General features: G+C 64.9%; 9 protein-coding genes. 2 read left to right on the top strand and 7 right to left on the bottom strand.

The features are described 5' to 3' along the window. Together WEA77_RS11295 and WEA77_RS11290 are read right to left on the bottom strand one after the other, a co-directional pair. The coding region (locus WEA77_RS11295; RefSeq protein WP_368067983.1) for an agmatine deiminase family protein at positions 1 to 175 on the bottom strand (175 nt) is incomplete at its 3' end. Between the two features lie 138 nt (positions 176 to 313). Beyond that, entirely contained in the window at positions 314 to 3,436 is a 3,123-nt protein-coding gene (locus tag WEA77_RS11290; RefSeq protein WP_368067982.1) for a carboxypeptidase regulatory-like domain-containing protein, read from the bottom strand. 304 nt (positions 3,437 to 3,740) lie between these two features. Between WEA77_RS11290 and WEA77_RS11285 the strand changes: the two genes are divergently transcribed. Continuing rightward, positions 3,741 to 5,255 (top strand): ArnT family glycosyltransferase, encoded by a 1,515-nt coding sequence (locus WEA77_RS11285; RefSeq protein WP_368067981.1) that lies wholly within the window; start codon positions 3,741 to 3,743, stop codon positions 5,253 to 5,255. 15 nt (positions 5,256 to 5,270) lie between these two features. Here the strand turns inward: WEA77_RS11285 and msrA are convergent, their stop codons facing one another. From msrA to WEA77_RS11265, 4 genes are all read right to left on the bottom strand, one after another. Then, positions 5,271 to 5,912 carry a peptide-methionine (S)-S-oxide reductase MsrA gene (gene msrA, locus WEA77_RS11280; protein ID WP_368067980.1) on the bottom strand — a complete coding sequence of 214 codons (642 nt, stop codon included), beginning with the start codon at positions 5,910 to 5,912 and terminating at the stop codon, positions 5,271 to 5,273. Between the two features lie 141 nt (positions 5,913 to 6,053). Further along, complete coding sequence (gene pbpC, locus WEA77_RS11275) at positions 6,054 to 8,150, bottom strand: penicillin-binding protein 1C (RefSeq protein ID WP_368067979.1); 2,097 nt, start codon at positions 8,148 to 8,150, stop codon at positions 6,054 to 6,056. 12 nt (positions 8,151 to 8,162) lie between these two features. Beyond that, positions 8,163 to 13,154: an alpha-2-macroglobulin gene (locus WEA77_RS11270; RefSeq protein ID WP_368067978.1), complete on the bottom strand. Its 4,992-nt coding sequence runs from the start codon at positions 13,152 to 13,154 to the stop codon at positions 8,163 to 8,165. A gap of 88 nt (positions 13,155 to 13,242) precedes the next feature. After that, positions 13,243 to 14,103, bottom strand: coding sequence for an SDR family oxidoreductase (locus WEA77_RS11265; RefSeq protein ID WP_368067977.1), 861 nt, complete (start codon positions 14,101 to 14,103; stop codon positions 13,243 to 13,245). 62 nt (positions 14,104 to 14,165) lie between these two features. On the opposite strand from WEA77_RS11265, the gene WEA77_RS11260 reads away from it, so the two are divergent. Beyond that, positions 14,166 to 14,831 (top strand): hypothetical protein, encoded by a 666-nt coding sequence (locus tag WEA77_RS11260; RefSeq protein WP_368067976.1) that lies wholly within the window; start codon positions 14,166 to 14,168, stop codon positions 14,829 to 14,831. 5 nt (positions 14,832 to 14,836) lie between these two features. Here the strand turns inward: WEA77_RS11260 and WEA77_RS11255 are convergent. Continuing rightward, positions 14,837 to 16,188, bottom strand: a 1,352-nt coding sequence (locus WEA77_RS11255) for a M17 family metallopeptidase (protein ID WP_368067975.1), incomplete at its 5' end; no start/stop codon positions are given.

Genomic DNA, 16,188 nt, shown 5'->3' with positions numbered 1-16,188 from the left:
AGCCCGCCGCGACCTTGACATTCACGTGCGCCGCCGCCGCGTGGATGAAGGCTGCAATATCGGCGCGCGCAGCAGCCAGGTCGCCGCCCCACTCCTCGGCAAGGCGGGGCCAGCCGGCCCAGAGTGCCGCTTGCGGCGCCCATTCGGGCGTAAGGAAAGGTTTCAGACCGGTCATATCAGCGCGCGCCTTGCCATAGCTTGGGCCAAAGGAAAAGGGCGGCCCCGCAAGGCCGCCCCCTCATATAGTGTGCCGAAGCGCAATTGCCGCTTAGAACTTGTACTTCACGCCGAGACGGATCTGCCAGAGCGAAGCCTAGTTGATCGGCGACGGACGGTCAACCGTGGGGCTGAACGAGGTGATCACCAGGCGGCCCTGAGCGTCGAGGCCACTGATCCCGTAAAGCTGAGCATTGCCCGGGAAGCCATGTTCTTCCAGCACGCCCCAGTCGTCGTTCAGAAGGTTGCCGACATTGCGAATTACAACGAAGGCTTCGGTGCGGTCATCGGCGCGCAGGCCCGGGAATTCCTGGGCGAGACGGATATCGAAGCGCGAGCGCCACGGATCGGTTTGCGAATTGCGGTCCGCAATCGAGCCGCGCATTTCGCTCAGGTCGCTGTTGCTATTGATGAAGTTAACCAGGCTCTGCACAGCTGCGGCATTCGAGGACGGTGCAATCACCGGGTCAGAGATGCCGTCTGGAATGTAGGCCAGGTTGCGCGCGGAGTTGTTGCCCACAGTGAACGCGTTGGTGCTGCCAATCGTGTAGCTGTAGGGAGCGCCTTCGTTGGCGGTTGCGAACAGCGAGGCCTTGGTGGCGTAGTTACCGAAGAACTCCTTGCGGAAGTTCAGGTTGAACGTGAACCGGTGCGGAATCACGTAGTTGCTGTTGCCGAGGTCCATGTTCACCGGATCGAAGGTCTGGACGTTCGACCAGTTCGAGAAGGCCACCGACGAGGTCATCGGGTTGACGTCCTTAGCCTGAGTGAAGGCGTAGCCAGCGGTCCAGTCAATGCCGTTGTTATAGTCTTTCGACAGGCCGGCTGACACGGTGCGCGCCCAGCCTTTCTCTTCGGCATTGGTGAGCAGGAAGTCGTTGGTGTTGCCGGTGTAGACGGGGCGGCCATCCGCTGCCGTCCGGCTCTGCCTAAAGGAGAGCGGCAGGACGTATGCGGCTTCGTTCGTCTTCGAAACGAGGAAGTCAAGCATCAGGCGCCAGTCGTCACCGTACCAGGCATCTGCTGAACCGAAGTCGATCACTGTGCCAAGGGACGCTTTCCATTCGGACGGAATTTCGAAGTCGGGGTCGAGAGCGTTGACCGGGCCACCGCCATTTGCAGCAGCCAGTGCAGCGATCGCCTGATCCGGCACGTCGAAGAAGGGCTGACCCGAACCACCACCATAGGTGAAGCTGCTTAAGTTCCTGCTGCGAACACGGTAGTCGAACAGCGTCACGCCGTTGTTCGAATAGTTGTTCGAGAGCCAGACGTTCGGGTTGCCGCCCGAATAAAGGCCGAGGCCGCCATGGAAGCGAATATCGTTCGCGAAGTCATACTTGAAACCGAGGCGCGGTTGCAGCAAGTCGCGCCCATCCATCGTGGCATCGTTGCGGAAGCCGTAACTGGCGAGGAAGGCCGGGTTCAGGGGCGGCGCGTCGCTGGTGGAATAGCTGTCGTAGCGAAGACCTGCAACGAGTTCGAGGTCCGGCGTGGCCTGCCACTTGTCCTGCAGGTAGAAGGTATTGATCTCGTAGCCGAACGTGGCGGCGCCGTCGTTCGGGTCGTTCGTGCCAGCGGCGTTCTGATAGCGGAAGTCGTCGATGTTGCCGGCTGCGAAATCGGAAACGCCGGAGGCGCCGCGGTTTGCGAACTGACCGAAGATCCACAGGCCGCGCGTTCTCTGGATGAACGCGTTGAACACGTCGAGTTCTTCACGCTCAGCGCCGAAGGTGAGGCGATGGTCGCCAAGTTGCCAGTTGGCTTTGGCCTTGTAGACGTCAGATGTGTAAATCAGGTCGTTAAAGTGACGGCTGTCATCGGCGCCGAGGTAGATGGTCGACGCGCCACCGGCGGTATTGGGAACGATCACCTGGATTTCGCCAAAGCCCTCAGGGCCGATGACCGGTTCGGCGACAGCATCAAACTCAACACGCGTGAAGCGAAGCTCAGTGTTAAAATTGTCGGTCCAGTCGGAGTTCAGGGAGCCCGAATAGCTTTCGAGCAGGCCGCCGCGCTGGTAGAAGTGGTTGCCGTCGGAAACCTGGGTCGTGCTGGAGTCGGACGGGTTGAAGTTGAACGCTTCGTTCTTGGTGTAGGAAATCGCAGCGCGCTGACGGTCGGTGATGTTCCAGTCTAGCTTGGCAAAGATCTTCTCATCTTCCACCGGGATCGAGGTCGGGATTCCCCCGGCCTCGTAGCCGTACTGGTTCACGGCGATGTCGATCACCTGCTGGTAGACAGCGGGGTTTATGCGGGCGCGCGCGGGCGAGTTGTCGAACAGGTTGACGGCTTCGTTCTTTTCATACGAGCCGAAGAAAAACAGCGTGTCCTGAATGATCGGGCCGCCGATGTTGAAACAGTAGCGCTTGTCTTCGAAGTCCTGTGTGGCAATTTTGTTGCCCTTCACCGAGTCGCCGCGCAGGTCCTGGTTCGTGAAGTCGAAGAACAGGCCGCCATGGAATTCATTGGTGCCCGACTTGGTGACTGCGTTGATGTTGCAGGCCGTGAAGAGACCATACTCAACGTCGAACGGGGCCAGCTCGACCGAAACCTGCTGGATAGAGTCGTAACCGAAAGGCATGCTCTCGGTCGGGTAGCCATTGGAGTTGAGGCCAAAGCTGTCCGAGAGGCGGGCGCCATCGACTGTCAGCGAATTGTAGCGCGGGTTGGCGCCGGCGCAGGAGATGGCATCCACGAAGCCATCATCAATATAGATCCGAGGGTCTAGGCGCAGGGCGTCTTTCAGGTCGCGAGAGATGGCCGGAACGTTCTCGAGGACATCAAGACCGTAGGTGCTCGATGGGCCGGTGGCGACATTGGAGACTACGGCAGCGCCGGTCACAACAACCGTGTCGAGGCGGGCCGTTGCTTCAGCAGCAGCTGTGACGATGTTCACAACCGAGGTTTCGCCAAGGCCGGTATAGACATTCTCGACGCGGCTGGCGACGACGCCTTCACCCGAAACGGTGAAACTGAAGGGTCCGCCGATACGAAGGTTCTGCGCCGTGTAGCCGCCGCTCAGGCTGGTCGTGGCGGTGGTCGAGGTGCCGGTCGGCTCATGCACAATCGTCACGGTAGCGCCGGCGATCGCCTGGCCGGCTGAGTCTGTTACGACGCCGCGGGCGTCTGAGGTCGTGACCTGCGCATAGACGGCCGGAACCGGGGCAAGCGCCGCGATGGCAGCTATGGATGCGCTACGAATGAAAAGGTTCTTGATCATGGTGTCTTCCCCGAAGTTGTAGACCCTACCCGAGCGCCCTTGTGCCGCTCCGGCTTCAGCCCGGCCTTAGCCCGGCTACATGACAGTTAAGTGACAGACAATTGAAGGTTCTGCTGCACCGCCCAAACAGGGTGTTGTTTTTTCGTTGCGATGCAAAAATGACACGCCTGTAAGCAGCATCTGCCTGATTTAGCCGCAAACTGAGCTGTATTTGTGCTCGGCCGCCCGCCATAAGGAGCCCATTCAACCCGAATCGATGATGCACCCGGCTATTCCCCTCCCCCGAAGCCCAGAATCCCGGCTGGTGCTGGGAGTGCTGATCCTCCTGCTCCTGCTGCGGGTATGGGCGATTCTGGCCTCGCCGCTTAATCTGTATGCGGACGAAGCCCAGTATTGGCGCTGGGCTCAGGAGCTGGCCTGGGGCTACTACTCAAAGCCGCCCATGATCGCATGGGTGATCCACGCCGCAACCGCCGTTTTCGGCGATTCCGAAGCCGCTGTCCGGATCACGGCGCCCTTCCTCCACACCGCGGCGGCCGGCTTCCTGTTCCTCGCCGGGCGGATAATTTTTTCAGCAAAGACAGGAGCTTACGCCGCACTCCTCTATGCGTTGATGCCCGCTGTGACGCTGTCGTCCAACGTCCTGTCGACGGACGGCGTGCTGATGCCCTTCTGGTGCGCGGCTCTGTTTCTCGGCTGGCGCCTGCGAGGCAATGGCGGGCTGTGGACGGCGGCGGGGCTTGGGGCAGCCCTGGGGATCGGGATCCTCGCCAAGTATGCGATGCTGTACTTCCTGATCGGGCTGGCGCTGACCTGCCTGCTGGACGCGCCGATGCGCCGGGCCCTGATCTCGAAGGGCGGCGCGCTGGCGCTGGCGGTGATGGCGCTGATCATCGCGCCGCATTTTGCCTGGAACGCCGCCAATGAATTCCAGACCGTGGGACATACGCTCGACAATGCGAACCTCGGCGGCCAGCTCTTCAACCCCGAAAACGCGGGAACCTTCTTTATTGATCAGATGGGTGTGTTTGGCCCGGTCAGTTTCCTCGGGCTGCTGGCCGGTCTGGCAGGTTGGCGCACCCAGCCGGAAGGCCCGGGCGGCGCGGGGCGCTGGCTGCTGTGTTTTGTTCTGCCGGTACTGATCTTCATACTCGGACAGGCAGTCCTGAGCCGGGCCCACGCAAACTGGGCCGCGACGGCCTATCCGGGCGCCAGCCTGCTGGTAGCGGCCTGGTTCACCGGCCGGAAAGGCGTGCTGTGGAGCAGCCTTGGTGTGAATGCGCTGATCGCGGCAATCTTCCTGGTGGCGGCGGTGCTGCCACCCGGCATGACCCGCCAGATGGGCATAGACAATGCGCTGAAGCGGACGCGGGGCTGGGACACGGCGGCGCAGCAGCTGTATGCGGAGGCAGACCGTCTGGGTGCAAGCGCTGTGCTGGTCGATGAGCGGGAGGTCTGGCACGGGCTGGACTATTACGGGCAGGACCGGGACGTGCCGCTGATTTCATGGCGCCGCAATCTCCGCCCGAAAAGCTTTTCGGAACGTGCGGCGCTCGATAGCACCAATGACAGCCGCATACTGGTTGCGTCTCTGCACGCCCGCCTGCGGCCGATGTTGCGGGATGATTTCGCGGCGTTTGAGCCAGCGGGCCAGATCCGGATCGAGCTTGGCGCGCGGGGCAATGGTTGCCCGATCACGCGGGTATTCCAGCTCTATCTTGCCAGCGGATACGACCCGGCAGAGCGGACAGCAGACTGGACGGCAGCGCACAAGGACCGGGAAGAGTTTCCCGAGCCGCCCTGTCCTGTGACCGACTGAGCGGGCGCGGCCTCCTTATGACCCTTTGGCGCCGGGACCCCAGAGTTGTTCGAGGCGCGCATCGCGCCCACAGGCCTTGCGGTAGTAGCCGTACTTCACCGCGCTGCGCAGGTAGTAGTCCTGATGATAGTCCTCAGCGGGCCAGAAAGTGGCGGCGGGGAGCACTTTGGTGACGATGTCCTGACCGAGGGTTTCGGCGGCGCCGTCAAGGGTTGTTGTCGCGACATCGTGCTCACCCTGCCCCGAGACGAAGATGGCCGAGCGATAGCTGTCGCCCTTGTCGCAGAACTGGCCCTTGGCGTCGGTGGGGTCGATGTGACGGATGAAGTAGTTGGCGAGTTCGTCATAGGAGACCTTGGACGGGTCGTAGGTGACCTTCACGGCCTCATAGTGGCCGGTATTGCCCTGGGTGACTGAACGGTAGCTGGGGTTCTCGACTGTGCCGCCGGTATAGCCGGAGATGGTGTCGAGGACGCCGTCAACCTTGTCGAAGTCCGCCTCCACGCACCAGAAGCAACCGCCCGCGAACACGGCGGTGGCCGCGCGGGTGGGCGGATCTACAAGCCGGCGGTCTTCGGCGCCGGCGCTGGAAAAGAAGGCAAGGCCGGAGGCGGCAAAGCCAGCGGTCAAGGCAATGACAAGAGCGGATCGCTGCATGGAAACTCGGAACTCTTCTGGCTGTGAGCAGCAGAATATATGCTGCATGGGTTGCCAGATAGTCGCCTAGCCTGTCTGAATGAAGACAAAACAGGCAGATATTGCGCATTTTTCACGCCGTTGTGACCAAAATGCGCACGTTTATGCCGGATTTTCAGTCAGTACGCGGACTCTGACGCGGGTGGCGCGGCCGTCCGGGTCCACGGCAGTGACCTGGTAGAAGCCCGGCTGGCGAGGCTGCCAGATAGGCGAGCCGGCATCATCACGCTGCGTAGGCGTCCCATCGACGAACCAGCTGAGGGCACCCTGCCCGCGGCCCGCAAGGACGAAGGGCCGGCCCGGCTGGCCGTTCACCGGACCCGCCCAGAGCTCGGCGCCTTCGGGCGGGAAAAGGATTTCGGGCGGGCGGTTGGCGGAGAGGTTGCGCTGGGCGCCGCGGGCCTTCTTCAGCGGTTCGGTGGTCAGGCGCGCGCGGGACTCGCCGTCATCGCGCAGATGGTGGGAGACCCGGTCGGCCATCTCGAAGAGGACCGGCAAGGCAATGTCGCGGCCAGTGACACCGGTGCGCGGCGCACCATCGGCCCGCCCGAGCCAGACCACGATGACGTGATCGCCGGAGACAGCGGCGGCCCAGGCATCGCGGAAGCCGTAGGACGTGCCGGTCTTGAACGCGACCTGCGGGGCATCCTGCGTCAGGCGGCCCGGCATGCGGCCGGCGGGCGCGGGCGAACCCTGCAGGATACGGATGATCTCTGACGCGCTCTCGGCGCTCATCAGGCGTCGGCCGGGATCCTCGTAGCTTGCGCGCTCTTCCTCGACGCGCCAGACGAGCGGCTTGGCGACGCCGCCATCGCCGAGCGCGGCATAGAGGATGGCGAGTTCGCGCGCGGTAAGCCCGGCGCCGCCAAGCGCGAGCGCGAGCCCGGCGCTGTGACCTGCCGCGCCACTGTAGCGCGGGCGGGCACCGGCCATGGCGAGCTGTGCCGAGAAGCGTTCAGCGCCGATCCGTTCCAGCATCAGCACGGCAGGAATGTTGAGTGAGTGCTGGAGAGCGTCCGAGATGCGCACGTCGCCGCGAAACATGCGGTCGAAGTTTTCGGGGCGGTAACCGGCGAACTGGCGCGGCAGGTCTTCGACCCGCGTATCGGCGGAGGCGATCCCGTCATCGAAGGCGAGCGCGTAGATGAAGGGTTTGAGGGTCGAGCCAGGGGAGCGCGAGCGGTTCGTAAGATCGATCCAGCCACCGGCACGCCCGCGTGAAGCGGAGCCGACGAGCGCGCGCACGGCGCGGGTGGGGATGTGGACGACGATGGCCGAGAGCTGGACATCCATGCCCTCCGCTTCGGCGCGTGTGAGCGCGATGCGTTCAAGTTCCGCCTGCAGGCCGGCATCGAGCGTGGAACGAACGTCTTCGCGCGGGCCATTTGCGAGGGCGGCGTCGGCGCCGTGCCAGGCGCGGTCCGGGAAGTCGAGACGTTTCGGCGGCACCGCCAGCGCAGCCATCTCTTCGGCTTCGCCTTCCGGGAAGACGCCGTAGCGGGCAAGCTTCAGGGCGACCCTGTCTCGGGCCTGCTTCGCCTGTTCCGGGCGCCGGTCCGGGCGGCGCACTTCGGGCGATTGCGGCAGCGCGATCAGGAGCGCAATTTCCTCCGAGGACAGACGGTCTGCTTCATGGCCGAAATAGCTCCAGCTGGCAGCGCGCACACCTTCCAGGTTGCCGCCATAGGGCGTGAGGGTGAGATAGAGTTCCAGGATCTCGTCCTTGGTGAAGCGGCGTTCGAGCTGGTTCGCCCGCCAGATCTCGACGAGCTTGGAGCCTATATTGCGCGGACGCGGCTCCAGCATTCGGGCCGTCTGCATGGTGATTGTGGAGCCGCCTGAGACGACGCGTCCGGCGGCAGCGCTGTCGGCGGCGGCGCGCGCCATGCCAAACCAGTCCGTGCCATGATGCGCGCGGAAGCGTTTGTCCTCGACGCGGATAAGCGCTTCGACGAAGGCGGGGTCGATCTCTTCCAGCGTGACGGCGAAGCGCCAGCGCCCGTCAGGGGCGGCAAAGGCCCGGAGCGGCTTTGCGTTCCGGTCAGTGACAAGCACTGAATTTACGTGCGCCCGGGTGAGCGGCGGCGGGAAGAGCAGGTCGAGCACGAGGACCGATGCCATGAGGATGGCCAGTCCGGCGAGCAGCCGCCTGGGCCAGCTCGCCGCTTTCAGCCTGGCCCGGAACGCGGCCACGGTCACGGCCCCTCTCCCTTACTTGCCGCCAGGCGTGCCTTGTGCGGCGAGGATCGTCACGCGGCCGGGAGCAGATCGTCCGAAGACTTCCGGCCGGTACATGTCCTCGGCGACGACACCCGGTATCGCGAAGGATCCCGGCGTGACGGCGCGCACGACATAAGCGAGCGTGACGGGCTTGTCGTAGACATTGATAGCGGCGACATACCGGTCATCCTGCGCCTGCGAAGTCTGGGCCTGCGAGACTTCGCCGAGGAAATCGAAGGCCCCTGCCCGTACGCGGTCTGTGCCTGTGGTCCAGTCATACTCGACGATGCGGGCATCGGCCGGGCGCAGCACGGTCTCGATCTCGAAACCTGCCGGCAGGAGATCGGCTACGATCACGGGATTGAGGCGGCGCTCATCCGTGCTGACCGTGAGGCCGACCACGAACTTGTCGCCCTGGCGGACCTGGTCGAGTTTCACCGGGCTGCCCTGCAGCGTGTAGAACTGCTTGGAGGCGGTGAGTTTCGATGAGGCGGCTGGCGGCGGCGAGGACGGTGCGCCGGTGACGAGCACGGTCCGGAAGACCGGCGCCTCGGCGTTCAGCCTGAACGTCACACCGCCTGCAGCCTGAGCTTCAGTCAGCATGTACTGGCGCTGGTTGTCATTGCCATTGCCGAGGCCGGTGACGGCGACCTGCAGCGCGGCTTCGCCCTTGGTGAGGGCGTTAACCGCCTGCAGCATGTAGGACTTCTCCTGCGTCGTGAGGCTGGAGGCATCCGGTACATCCTTGCCGAGCCTGGTGGCGAGGCGTTCGACGACCTGCGGCAGTTCGGCTTCGGCGGCGAGGGCAAGCATCGCGGCGAGATCGCGCAGCGGCGTCTGGTAATAGTCGCCGTCATTGCGATAGCCGAGCTCGGCTTCCGCAGACTTGAACGACGAGGCGGCACGCGCCCGGTCGCCGAGATAGGCAAGGCCTGCCCCGATGTGCGCCCGGGCGAGCGGGCTGGCGATGTTTTCCAGCTCGCGGTCGTGCAGGTAGCGCAGGCGGGAGATGTCCGCCTGCCCCGCCTTGGCCAGCACGTACAGCGCATAGGCCGACGAGCGGTACATCATCTGCTGCTGGGTGTCGGCCGAATACTGACCTTCGTAGACGTCCGTGTCGTAGCCATAGACGCGCCAGGCATCGCCAGAGGTAATCGTGCGCAGCGCGCCGTAAGCCCGCGTCAGCGCTTCGTCCGGCACGGAGTAGCCGGCCTGCTTGGCGCGGTAGATGAAGTCGGTCGCATAGGCGCCGAGCCAGGGCGTGGCGTAGCCGTCACCCTCACGCCAGAGGCCGAAGGCACCATCCGCACCCTGACGGTTGAGCACCGTGTTGACGGCGATCTGGACCTTGTCCCGCGCATTGTCGCGCGAGCCCTTGGCACCCATGGCGACGAGCTCTTCGGAATAGAGGAGCGGCACGGCGCGGCTGGTGATCTGCTCGGTGCAGCCATAGGGATACCGGTCGAGCGAAGCATAGAGCGTCGCCGGATCGAGCGGGATCGGCGAGAAGCCGACAGCAACATCGGCCGAGCCGGGGACGTAGCCCCTGAGCAAGTCACGGCTGACCGAGAAGGTCTCGCCAGGCCGCATCAGCGACGACGTGGAGCGGGCTTCCGGCAGGTAGGGCGAGCGGGTCTGGATCTCGTAGATGCGGACCACGGAGTATTTTTCCGGCCCTGTCACTTCGAGACGCAGCGGCGAGATGCCTTCGCTCTTCGCAGAGACACGCACCGGCAGGTCCGCGCGCTGGGCCTTGGCGAGCGTGCGGGTGAGTTGCGCTTCGGCAACGGTGACCTGCTGGCCCCCCGAGACCTTGGCGACGAACTGGCCGGCGGCAAGTTCGACATTGTCGATCGAGGCGGTGATGATCGCTTCGTCACCGGGGGCGAGGAAGCGCGGCATGACGAGATCCGACGGCGCCTTGTCGCGCACTTTCATCTTCTTGTCCGCCTTGCCGAGGCCGGTCTTCGACCAGGCCACCGCCATCAGGCGCAGCTCGCCATTGAATTCCGGCAGGGCGAGCGGGATTTTCGCGCGGCCATTCTTCACTTCGACGAGACCGGAGAAGATCACGACCGATTTGGTCGGCACAACGGTCAAGCCTTCGCCGCCGAGCTGGTCGCCGCCAACGCGCACTTCCGACGGCAGGCCCATGTTCGGATCGAGCAAGCGGCCATAATCGTCGTGCAGTTCGACGCCGAGCGCCTTGCGGCCGAAATAATGGGCGACGGGATCGGGCGACTTGAACTTCGTCAGTTGCAGGATGCCTTCATCAACGGCGGCGAGGGTGAGATAGACTGGCTCCTTCGGTCCGCCCTCGATGCGTACATCGACGGATTGATCCGTTTTCGGGCGGGCAATATCGGGCGCTTCGAGGGTGACCTTGAAGGTGCGGGACGCCATGTCGACCGGCACATGGGCGACGCCCACGGCGCGGCGCGGCTTGGCATTCAGGAGCGGGTCGCGGCCGGAATAGACCGTGACCATGACATAGGCGCCTTCACCCCATTCGGCCGTGACCGGCAGGCTGATCTTGGTACCCTTCGCAAAGACAGGAACATTCTGCACACTGATTACCTTGTCGGTCGCCACGACGACCTGCGCCTGTCCGTCATAGGGCGCCACGATGGTCAGCTCGGCGTTCTGGCCGGCCTTGGGCGATTTCTCGGCGGCGACGACTTTCACGCGGTCCGGCGCTTCTGTTCCGTCTTCGCTCGTCCAGCCGCCCCAGCCGACATAGAAGCTGGTGCTGGCACCGGAGGCTGCAAACGCGCCCTGCCCTTCGATCACGAGCTCATGGCTGCCCCATTCGAGGCCGGGGGCCTTGATCTCGCCGACACCGCCGGCGGGCGTGTTAAGTACCCCTTCATTGACCTTGGTAACCGTGCGCGAGCGGCGCCAGGTCCACTGTTCGCCGTCGCGGTACCAGTCATAGTGGTAATCGATGGCGAGGACTTTCCAGTTGAGGCGCTGGGCGATTGCCGCGCCGTCACCGTTCACGGTAACGACTTCGAACTTCGCTTCGCCGCCTTCCTCGACGCTCAACTCAAAGGCTGGCTTCACACCGATATAGAGCGCTTCTGGGCGATACGGGACGCGGATGCTTTCGGCGACCGCGCGGCCACCCGGTTCAAGCACGCTGACAACCGCGTTGAGGCGCAATGGCAGGCCGGAGTTCGACCCCGCCGTGCCCGGCGACAGGCGGATGACTGCCTTGCCGGAACCGTCCGTGGTCGTATCGTCGAACTCGAGGATCTGTTCCTCGAAGGTCTGGTCATGGCGGCCATAGGTGAAGCCCTCGAACGCCTTGAAGGGCGACGGGTCCGCTTCCAGGCGGGCTTCGGCTTTCACCGTCAGGCCAGCGCCTGGAGCGCCATAAAGGAAGCGCGAGTCGATTTCGACATCGCGCACGCCTCCGGCTTTCAGGGCGCGGGTTTCGTCAGCCTTGATGTCGACGGCGATGCGCTGGGGCACGAAGTCCTCGACCGCGAAACGCACGTCGCCGGAAGGCGAGGTGATGCCGTCGATCTCGATGCTGGCGCGCCATTCGCCCCGCGAGGCGCCGCGGGGCAGGTCGAACCGCGAGAGCACCGCGCCGGATTTCGGATCGGTGAAGCGGACCTTTGAGGCGACGAGGCCGTTGGGGCGATAGATGATGAGGTTGCCATTGCGGCCGGTGACCTGGCGGCCGGCGCGGTCGCGCAGCATGGCGGTCAACTCGACACTTTCGCCGGGGCGGTAGATGCCACGATCGGTATAGATATAAGCGTCCACCGGGCCGGGTGTGGAGCGCCCGCCGACTTCCTGTTCGGAAAGATCGACCGGCGCCCGGGCAAGGTCGAGTGCGGCGAGTTCGCCATTGGCGGCGGTGGCGAGGACGAGGCGCGGCGCCATGTTGCCCTGCCCGTTCATCAGCGGCGCGTCGAAGGTGACGCGGCCCTGATCGTTCGGCTTGGCTTCGGCGAGGACAGCGTTGTTGGCAGCGAGCAGCTGCACGTTCGCGTTGCGGACAATTTTGCCGTCCTTCAGCGAACGCAGCGTGACATCGAGGCCATTCTCGCCGCGATAGGCGGTCAGCGCAAGGTCGGTGAGCAGAATCCAGCGGCCGGAAGCGGCGGCGGGCCCCTCATTGTCACCCAGCTTAGCAGCGTCCGTGACGCTGACGAAGTATGCGCCGGGCTTCATCGGGCCGACGACGTCCTGCAGCGGGAATACGGAAATGACCGGCGCGTTCGGCGCATTGGCAATGTCCATCGTGCCGGAGAAGAGTTCCTCTCCGACATCTTCGGGCGAATCCGGGCCCCACATCCAGGACCATTGGCCCTGGCCGGTGGTCGTGCCGGCATTAATGTTCTTGAAGACGAGCGCGCGGTCGTTGATGCGGCTGACGGTGACGCGGACCTGATCGACGTTGACGGTCTCGATCGGCAGGCCGTCGGCATTTTCGCGCGGCAGGATCACGCCGGTGCCCTTGAAGCCGACGAAAGGCGGACGGTCGGCAAAGTCGATGGGAACGGTTTCGGCGCGTTTCAGCGTGCGGCCATCGGCGGCGGGAAGGCCGGCGAGGATCGTGGCGGTGCGGGTGGTGCCGAAGGAGAGACCGCCGACGCAAAGCTCGCGGCCTTCGACCGACAGCGCAGCGCGGAAGGCGGGACGGAATTCAACGTAGGGCGAATAGTCCGTTTTCGGATCAAGTGCGGCCGAAAAGACGAAGCAGGCGAGCGGCTGCTCGGTGTCGGTGTCGATGCGGTAGCGGAAATAGGAGAATTCGGTTTCAGCAGCATCGCGGGCGCGCTGGCGGGCTTCTTCGCGCTTGCGGGCAGCGACCTGATCGGCGGGCGAGCGCTCAACGAGGACGGCTGCATCGCTGTCTTCTCCCGGGTCGCGGGCCGTCTGGGAGCCGCCGCAGGCTGCAAGAACGAGCATTGCTGCGGACACGAGCGCACCAAGAGCCCCCCACCGGCCCCGGACCTTGACTGACATCGATGAAACTCCTCCCGGTTATATGATTAACCTTACACGCGAACCGGGCGGCGCCATAGGGGCGCGAATCCGGCAGAAGCAAGATTTTTCAAGGAAAAGCCGCGCGCTCTGCATCGAGGATGGCCGCAAGCCCCTCGCGGTAGGTCGGGTATTGCGGCCGCCAGCCAAGCGCCGCCTTCGCGCGGGCATTCGCGACGCGCTTGCATTCGGCATAGAAGCTCGCCGCCATCTCGCTCAACCCGGCATCCTCGAACGCAACGTCCGGCGGCACAGGTACACCGAGAAGCGCAGCCGCGTGGGCGATTACGTCCTGCGGCGGCGCCGCGAGGTCATCGCACAGATGGAAAACGCCGGACACGGACGGGCGTTGGAGCAGCGCCGCGAGTCCGGTTGCAATGTCATCGACATGGATGCGGGAGAAGACCTGCGCCGGTTTGATGACGCGCTGGGCGGTGCCGTCGCGCAGCCGGTCGAAGGGGGAGCGGCCGGGGCCGTATATGCCGGGCAGCCGGACGATGCGGGCTTTGCCGTCACTGGCGGCGCGCCATTGCGCCTCGGCTTTGACGCGGGCGCTGGCGCGCGGTGAAGACGGTGCAACCGGGCTCCATTCGAAGGCCCAGCCGCCGTTCAGGTCTCCATAAACACCGGTAGTTGACAGATAGGCTATGGACTGCGCCGAGGCGGCCTGGTCGCCTGCCGCGCGGGCGGCGGGGCAGCCTTCGCGGCCGGGCGGCAGGGTGACGAGCCAATGGGCGCCCGGCGGGACCTTCAGGCATCCCTCGCCGGCCCAGACCTCTGCCGCGATGCCTTGCGCCCTCAGATCAGCGGCTTTGGCGGGCGTGCGGACGGTTCCGGCCACGCGCCAGCCAGCCGGGTGCAGCGCAGCTGCAAGCTGCAGGGCGCTATAGCCAAGCCCGAAAACAAAAAGCAGAGATTGCGGGGAAGTCATTTGCCAATGCCGGAGCGCCGTTGCCTAAAGCGCCTGCATAGACGGATCGGAGCCTGCTGCCCATGTCGCTGATTGCCCTTGCTGCCGGAACGGCCCTGATGCTGCAGTCGGCCGGCGCAGAACTGGCCAGGGCCGAAGACGCCCGCCTGGAAGCCTGCGTGGAAAAGATCGAGAGCGATCCGGAAAACGCCTACGAGGACGCCCTCGCGTGGTCATTCGAAGGCAATCGCCCCGGGGCGCGCCAATGTACGGCGCTGGCGCTGATCGCTCTTGGCAATCTCGAGACCGGCGCGGAGCGTTTGCAGGCCCTTGCCACAGCGCCGGATGGCGGAAGTATGGAACAGCGCGCCCTCTACCTCTCGCAGGCTGGCCATGCCTGGCTGCAGGCGGGGGCGCCGGAAGCGGCGATCGTGTCGTTTACCGACGGGCTGAAGTTCGCACCCGGCACGAGCGACCTGCTGCTCGACCGGGCGAGCGCCTATATCGTCACAGAGAAATGGGACGAGGCCCTGTCAGACCTCGATTTCGCCCTCGCGAACTCTCCGGGCAACCCGGCCGGGCATCAGCTACGCGCCGAAGTGCACCTCAACAAGCGCGCTTATGACCTGGCGATGCGCGACGTGAACGACGCGATGGCGGCCGATCCGAAGAATATCGACACGCTGCTGGTGCGCGGACGTGTGCGCGAAGCCATCCGCATCGCCGAGGAAGACGGCATTCCGCAGTAAGGCCGTCAGGCGCCGTAGCGGGTTTCCAGCATCGACCAGACCGCACGCAGGCTGCACGGCGCGCCGCCTTCCGGGCGGCCGTATTTTGCCTTGCGCCAGGCCCAGATGTCGAAATGGGCCCAGCTCTTTGCGTCCACGAACTGCTTGAGGAACACCGCCGCCGTGATCGAGCCGCCAAAGCTGCCACCGGAGTTCACGAGATCGGCGACGGGGCTTTTCAGGTCGGCGAGGTAGGGATCCCAGAGCGGCATGCGCCAGACCGGATCGCCGGTGCGGGCTGAGGCGGCGAGGATGTCGGCCGCGAGTTGGTCATCATCTGTATAAAGGGGCGCGAGGTCTGCGCCGAGCGCAACCCGGGCGGCGCCGGTGAGGGTTGCGAAATCGAGGATCAGGTCCGGGTTGTCTTCCGAGGCGCGTGCGAGTGCATCACCAAGGACGAGGCGGCCCTCAGCGTCGGTATTGTCGATCTCGACCGTGAGCCCTTTGCGGCTCTTGAGGATGTCGCCGGGCCGGAAAGAGCTGCCGGAGATCGCGTTCTCAGCGGCGGCGACATAGAGCGTCAGGTGTACGGGCAGGCATGCACCCATGACCAGCTCGGCCAGCGCGATGGCATGGGCGGCGCCGCCCATGTCCTTCTTCATGATCCGCATACCGTCGCCGCCCTTGATGTTGAGGCCGCCGGAATCGAAAGTGATGCCCTTGCCGACGAGGGCGATCTTCGGATGGCCGGGCTTGCCCCATTCGAGTTCGAGGAAGCGGGGCAGCACGGCGGCGGCGCGGCCGACCGCGTGCACCATCGGATAGCCTTCGGACAGCAGGGCCTCGCCCACGATGGCGCGAAGCTCGCCGCCAAAGCGCTTGGCCAGATCCGCCATTTCAGTCTGCAGGCCTTCCGGCGTCATGTCCGCGGCGGGCGTGTTGACCAGGTCGCGAAGATGGGCGGCAGCGTCGCCCTCGCGCGACAGGCGCTCGCCCGCCTTGCCAGCCGGCACCTTCAGTCGGGGCAGTCGGGGCGCCTTGGCAGGGGTAGTCTTGTAGCGTTCGAAACGGTAGGCCCCGTCCGACCAGGCGGCTGCGATTTGTTCGAACGGCTGGCCGCCGTCTTCGGCGATCTCATAGTCGCCTTCAGGCAGGCGCGCCGACAAGGCCGCCACGGCAAGCGCATCCTTGCCGGCGCCGAGGCCAAACAGAACCGACTGGACCCTGCCTTCGGCCCCGGGCACCAGCACCGTCTGGCCTGCCCCACCGGTAAAGTCCTGCGCCGCTGCTATCGCCCGCGCCGAAGGGAACGGATCGTCCGCAAGCGCCTTGAAGGCGGCGCTGGAGAGGAGATAGACGCGGGCCGCGTTCCTGGGCT

The organism is Hyphomonas sp., from assembly GCF_040882205.1.
In the GTDB taxonomy this organism is placed as follows: Bacteria; Pseudomonadota; Alphaproteobacteria; order Caulobacterales; family Hyphomonadaceae; genus Hyphomonas.
Note: the sequence above shows the minus strand (reverse complement) of the source record. Positions and strands in the feature narration are given on the sequence as shown.

Bases quoted from the DNA above. Each gene is read 5' to 3' on its own strand.
- WEA77_RS11265 (WP_368067977.1), bottom strand. From the start codon at position 14,103: ATGACTTCCCCGCAATCTCTGCTTTTTGTTTTCGGGCTTGGCTATAGC.
- msrA (WP_368067980.1), bottom strand. From the start codon at position 5,912: ATGCAGCGATCCGCTCTTGTCATTGCCTTGACCGCTGGCTTTGCCGCC.
- WEA77_RS11260 (WP_368067976.1), top strand. From the start codon at position 14,166: ATGTCGCTGATTGCCCTTGCTGCCGGAACGGCCCTGATGCTGCAGTCG.
- WEA77_RS11290 (WP_368067982.1), bottom strand. From the start codon at position 3,436: ATGATCAAGAACCTTTTCATTCGTAGCGCATCCATAGCTGCCATCGCG.
- WEA77_RS11270 (WP_368067978.1), bottom strand. From the start codon at position 13,154: ATGTCAGTCAAGGTCCGGGGCCGGTGGGGGGCTCTTGGTGCGCTCGTG.